The organism is Bacillus sp. GMa5/1, assembly GCF_050172015.1.
Classification (GTDB): domain Bacteria; phylum Bacillota; class Bacilli; order Bacillales; family Bacillaceae_G; genus Bacillus_A; species Bacillus_A cereus.
Window position 1 is genome coordinate 1 of sequence record NZ_JBNLYC010000204.1, and the last position, 6377, is coordinate 6377.

Sequence of the window (6377 nt, forward strand, 5' to 3'; positions counted from 1 at the left end):
TTTGGGATTATCCTTCTCATTTATTATGCGCATCTAACCACGAAATTAAATCTTTAAATACTTCATCCTTATTTACTTCATGAAACATTTCATGTCTACCATTTTCATATAAACGTAGTGTCACGTCTTTCACACCACATTTTTTATAGTTTTCATATACTTCTTTTACACCTTTCCCCATATCGCCAACAGGATCACGATCACCAGAGAATATATGTATTGGAAGATTCTTTGGCGTCTTCTTGTATTCTTCTAGTTTATTTACTTCTAATACACCAGAAAATAATTCTCGGTAAAAACTCGTCGTACAAATGAAACCACATAACGGATCCGCAATATATTTATCAACTTGATTATTATCTGAAGATAACCAATCAAATTTTGTACGATTTGGCTTAAAGTTCGAATTGAAGTTTCCGAAAGATAAAAAGTTTAACATTGGACTTTTCGTTTTTGCCCCGCGCAACTTCATTTCGATTGTTGCTACTTTATGACCAATAACTCCTAAAAGCCCTGGATTTCCACCTGTTCCTGAAATCAGAAATCCATCATATAATTCGCCTCTAAGTTGTACAGCACGTCTTGATAAAAAAGAACCCATACTATGTCCAAGTAAAAACAAAGGACTTGACTGCTCTTCTTTTATCCTTTCTGAAACAAAGATAACATCCGATACAACTTGATTCCACCCTATATTTGGTTCAAAATGACCATAATCTTCTTCTTTTTTTACTGTTTTCCCATGTCCTTTATGATCATGCGCATAAACACCATACCCTGCTTCCAATAAAGCATCCACAAATTCTGTATACACCCCTGCATGCTCTGTCATGCCATGTGCAATTTGAATAATTCCTCTCGGATCTCCTTCTGGTAACCACTTACGCAAATAAATTTCCGATCCATCCAATGCCGTAACGAAACTTTCCTGTACATTCATTTCGTCAGCTCCCAACTCTATTATGTATACCTTTAAGAGAAATGAATATCCATTCACTTTTCTTATTTTATATTATATGTAATTGCTTTCATTATGACAAATGATGTATTTTTCAGACTTGCTTTCAAACTGATCTCTTGACGAACCTAAAATAAAATTATATAGTTACTTACATAAAGTAACTATATAATTTTTAGGAGGTTTCTACTATTATGATGCCATCATTATTTTTAGCACATGGTTCGCCTATGCTCGCTATTCAAGATACAGACTATACACGATTTTTAAAAACACTTGGAGAAACATATAAACCGAAAGCAATTGTTATTTTCACTGCTCACTGGGAAAGTGAAGTATTAACGATTTCCTCATCAGATAACGAGTATGAAACAATTTATGATTTTGGAGGTTTTCCCCCTGAGTTATACGAAATCAAATATCGTGCGAAAGGCTCTTCTAGCATTGCATCTATGTTAGAAACAAAATTTAAGAACAAAGGTATTTCAGTCCATCATAATATGACGAGAGGTTTAGATCATGGTTCATGGACACTCCTGCACCGCATATATCCAGAAGCAAATATTCCTGTCGTGCAAATATCAGTCAATCCATTCCTTTCTGCAAAAGAACAATTTAAAATTGGAGAAGCACTTAAAGGACTCGGACAAGAAGATATTTTAGTAATCGGGAGTGGTGTTACCGTCCATAACTTACGAGCTTTGAAATGGAATCAAACTACACCTGAAAAATGGGCAATTGAATTTGATGATTGGATTATTAAACATATGCAGCATAACGATAAAGATGCATTGTTTAATTGGGAGAAAAATGCTCCTCATGCACAATTAGCAGTACCAAGAGCAGAACATTTTGTTCCTTTATTTATCGCTATGGGAAGTGGTGAAAATAGCGGTGAAGTCATTCACCGTAGTTACGAGCTTGGTACATTAAGTTATCTTTGTCTTCGATTTTAAAGAAAAGGATGAAGCACATGCTGCTTCATCCTTTTTCTTTTTCATTCACTTAGTTAACTAACTTCCAAATGTCGTTTCTCTGATACCTCTTCGTTCTTATTATGAAAATAAACCCAGATACACGCAATAAATAATAGTGATGATGTAGAGAGGAAAACATATTGGAAGCCTGCATGTGCTGCAATTTGTCCCCCGAGCACTGGACCAATCATATTTCCTAAAAACTGAAATGATTGATTATATCCAAATATCCGTCCCGTAACATGGGTTGGTGTATGTTGTTTTAGTAGAGTTTGTACAGAAGGTAATAATCCTGCTTGTGCGATACCTAATAAAAATCGAAGAATTAATAGTTGCCAAGCTGAGGTTACAAATGCTTGCGGGATAAAAATAATTCCTGCAGCAAATAACGCTACAACTAACGTTTTTTGAGGACCGATATGATCTGATAATCTTCCTAGTCTTGGTGCTGCCAAAATAACGGCTAATCCTGTTGCTGACATAACTGCTCCCGCAATTGTTTCAATATGTGCAGTATGAGGACCTACTAAATTTTTCACGTACAATGTAACAATTGGTTGAACTGACATATTAGCAAGTTGAATAATAAATGTTGTTACAAATAAACTAATAATTAAATGCTTCGCTGGGACCATCGTCCATACTTTTTTCGGCTGTGTTTTTTTTGCTTGAGCAGAGTGATTTTCTTCATGCAAGAAGAAAAAAACGATGAGAAAGGAAAGGAATAAAAAAGCTCCTGTAACAAGAAAGACATGACGCATTCCAATTAACTCAGACAAATATCCACCAAGTAATGGACCAAGTAAAGAACCGCTCACGCCACCAGTTGAAATTGTAGAAATTGCCCATCCTGAATGTTCTTTCGGAGTTTCTGCTGCAATAAATGTCATTGCGGTTGAAAGGAAACCAGATACTGCTCCCATTAAAAATCTTAGTGCGACTAATTGATATACATCCGTTACAAACCCCATAAGCGTCATAATAATCGCCATACCGAGGCTAGCACGAATAAGCATCAGTTTCCGTCCATGTATATCACCAAGCTTTCCCCATATTGGCGATACGATCGCACCCATTAAAAATGTTACACCAAATGCAAGTCCCGACCACTGTGCAATACTTGAAGTGCCAGTTACTCCTAATTCCTCAATATAAAAAGATAAGAAAGGAATTACTAAACTCATACCGGCTGCAGTGGTAAAACAACCTAGCCAACAAATCATTAAATTTCGTTTCCAGCTGGCCATTTTCACACCTTCTTTCTTTAGATACCCATTCTACACCCTTTCTTGTAAAAAGTTTAGTAATTTGCTTTTTATGCAAGATTTACTACAAAACCCGCTATTTTCTAGTAAAAACCACTACATCTCTACATCATTTTCATAATAAAACCAACTCCTCTATATGAAGTTGGTTACTTATTATCTATCGGTATTAAACGAGCATTACAATTTCTCTCGTAAAACTCAATGGGACCTGCTTGTCCAATAATCGCATATTCATATCCATCTTGCTTCATATTATATAAACAATGATACAATAATTCTTTTCCTACACCTTTCACACGATTTTGTTTCGCTATGCCCATTGGACCAAACAATCCTTTCTTTCCTCTCACTACATCGTAACAGGCGAAACCAACTATTACTTCCTCCTGCTGTGCAATATAGATAGGTAACTTTTCATTATATGTCCGAAATCCGTAATCAACCGACTGTAACCACCGTTCACAAAATTCAGCCGCCACAAATCGTGATAACTTATCAAAATCAGAAGGACTAGCTCTTCTTACATGACAAAATAATGTGTTATAAGTAGGTTTAAAACTATTTAAATCAACCGCTAAGTCTCTCGGTGCAGCTGTAATACGTAATATATCTTCTTGCATTTGTGTATGTATAAATTCGCCAATATCTGTATCTACACGAAATAACGCATACATAATATGTCCTTCATTGATTACTACTTGCTGAAAGCGTTCCATACGTTTCTTCGCTATTTGTAAAATTTCTATCGCCTTATAAGATAGTTTATATTGCCCTATTTTTTTATACTCTTGATTATGTAAATCGAATCGTTTTCGTAACGAAAGTTTTTCTGAAAAATCTGGACCGACTTTATGAAACAAATACATATATAACTCAGCGCAAACTCCTGTACCTTCTTTACACATACCTATAAACAGATGGACCGGGTGAATTATGTTATACTCACTCTCTTCTGCTGCAATCTCCAATATTTTATGCACACGTTTTGTAAATTGAAATTCCTCCATATGTGTTTCCACCCTCTACGAATTTACTAACAAACCGTAACCATAAATAATTGAAACAATTACACCCACTACTAATATACCTGGAAGTAAATTTGCCACTTTAATTTTAATAAATCCGAGTAAGTTTAATCCGATAGCAGATATCATAATGCCGCCCGTAGCCGTCATCTCCACTATAAATTGGTTCATTAATTCTTTTGGGACAAAACTATTAATTTGTGTTGCAAAAACTGCAATACCACCTTCATATAAAACAACTGGAATCGCCGAAAATACTACGCCAATTCCTAGAGTTGTCGTTAATATAATAGAAATAAATCCATCGATAATTGCCTTGGTAAATAAAATATTATGATTTCCGCGAATCCCACTGTCAAGTGCACCAAGTATCCCCATCGCACCAATTGCAAAAATTAAAGTAGCTGTTACAAAACCTTCTGATATGCTTCCTTTCCCCTTCGATCCAACTTTATTTTCTAGCCAATCCCCTAAATGTTTTAACTTTTCTTCTAATTGTAACCATTCTCCAATTACCGTACCAATCACTAAACTCAGTATGACAACAAGAAAGTTTTCACTTTTTAATGCCATTTGAAGCCCAAGCACAGTAACCGCTAAACCGATTGCGTGCATTATCGTCCCTTTCATACTTTCTGGAATCCTACTAAATAATTTACCAAGTAAAGTACCAAATATAATACAAATCCCATTTACAACTGCTCCTAATATAACCATTTCTCATTCTTCACCCTTCGAATTCTTTATTTCTATATTTTGGTTTATACATTGATTTACAGGTTATCTATATGTTAACTTAATATTGAGAATATTAACAAATGTTTTCCGCTACATAACCCGCTGTTTTTTTGTAACTTTAATTACCTTTAATAGATTCAGTGTTAATTTAATTGCGGGATAATATTAAAAGGGAAGGTATATATGAAAACTTTACTAAAACGATTTTTGTTAATAGCCTTTTTCATTACACCGATTGTTTTATTAATCAATTACTCTTTTATTTCAAAAGCAAAAGACAAACACGATTTACAAAACAAATCTAGTAAAACCGCTTCAAAAAGCGAAAAGAAAATAGAAGACAAAGAAATCACACTCACCTTCTCTGGTGATACAATGTTTGATTGGCAATTACGTCCTATAATTGAAAAGAATGGGGCTGATTATCCATTCCAACATGTAAAAGAAGAAATAAAAAAAGCTGATATTTCTTTTGTGAATTTAGAATCGGCATTTACAACGAAAGAAAAGAAAGCACCTGGGCAATTGTTTTGGATTAAAAGTGATCCATCTACACTACAAGCTATTAAAAACACTGGATATGACATCGTAAATATTGGGAATAACCACACACTTGATTATGGGCAAGATGGATTATTAGATACGATTTCTCACGTAGAAAAATTAAAGTTCCCTTACATTGGAGCCGGAAAAAATGCAAAAGATGCATATACAGCACGAGAAATGACCGTAAAAGGGAAAAAGTTTAAATTTCTTTCCTTCGTTCGATTTATGCCTGATTCTAATTGGGTAGCTCGTGAGAATAAACCTGGCGTTGCGAATGGCTATGATTTAAATCTTGTAACAAAAACAATTAAAGAACAAAAACAAGATGCAGACTATTTAATCGTCTATATGCATTGGGGCGTTGAAAAATCAAACCGTCCGGTAGAATACCAAAAGCAATATGTACCTAAAATGGTTGAAGCAGGAGCTAACGCGATTGTCGGAAGCCATCCACATTGGTTACAAGGGTTTGAGTATTATAATAAAGTTCCTATCGCTTACTCATTAGGTAACTTTTTATTCCCAAGTTATGTGAATGGAAAAAGCGCCGAAACTGGCGTATTAACTTTAACTTTTAAAGGAAAGGATGTCCAAATGTCATTCAATCCTTATATCATTCGCAACAACCAAGTTTCCCCTGTAAATGAGGAAGAAAAGAAAAAAGCTCTTCAATATTTACAAACAATTTCAACTGATGTAGAAATTGATGATACAGGGAAAATAAAAAATAAACGAAACTAGACAGCTCAAGATCTATTTCTCTGTAATCTACTTTACAGAATAGGTGATAAACATGCTGAAAAACTTATTAGAAAATGTAAGTTTGTTAGAAAATATTTATAAAATGTCTATAGCCGTTCTACTT

At 34.5% G+C, this 6377-nt stretch carries 6 protein-coding genes; 2 read left to right on the forward strand and 4 right to left on the reverse strand.

The features are described from left to right. Positions 1–16: 16 nt before the first annotated feature. A complete protein-coding gene (locus tag ACQGSG_RS25310) occupies positions 17–940 on the reverse strand; it encodes an alpha/beta hydrolase (protein WP_001102587.1) in 924 nt (307 codons plus the stop codon). 212 nt (positions 941–1152) lie between these two features. Between ACQGSG_RS25310 and ACQGSG_RS25315 the strand changes: the two genes are divergently transcribed. Beyond that, positions 1153–1914, forward strand: coding sequence for a DODA-type extradiol aromatic ring-opening family dioxygenase (locus ACQGSG_RS25315; protein ID WP_025966212.1), 762 nt, complete (start codon positions 1153–1155; stop codon positions 1912–1914). A 53-nt stretch (positions 1915–1967) separates the two neighbouring features. Here the strand turns inward: ACQGSG_RS25315 and ACQGSG_RS25320 are convergent, their stop codons facing one another. From ACQGSG_RS25320 to ACQGSG_RS25330, 3 genes are all read right to left on the reverse strand, one after another. After that, positions 1968–3182: a multidrug efflux MFS transporter gene (locus ACQGSG_RS25320; protein WP_000179303.1), complete on the reverse strand. Its 1215-nt coding sequence runs from the start codon at positions 3180–3182 to the stop codon at positions 1968–1970. A 167-nt stretch (positions 3183–3349) separates the two neighbouring features. After that, positions 3350–4210, reverse strand: coding sequence for a GNAT family N-acetyltransferase (locus tag ACQGSG_RS25325; protein ID WP_000390847.1), 861 nt, complete (start codon positions 4208–4210; stop codon positions 3350–3352). A gap of 15 nt (positions 4211–4225) precedes the next feature. Further along, complete coding sequence (locus ACQGSG_RS25330) at positions 4226–4945, reverse strand: DUF554 domain-containing protein (RefSeq protein ID WP_000236036.1); 720 nt, start codon at positions 4943–4945, stop codon at positions 4226–4228. Between the two features lie 204 nt (positions 4946–5149). On the opposite strand from ACQGSG_RS25330, the gene ACQGSG_RS25335 reads away from it, so the two are divergent. After that, on the forward strand, positions 5150–6253 hold the full coding sequence (locus tag ACQGSG_RS25335) for a CapA family protein (protein ID WP_000854527.1): 1104 nt from the start codon (positions 5150–5152) through the stop codon (positions 6251–6253). Positions 6254–6377 lie beyond the last annotated feature (124 nt).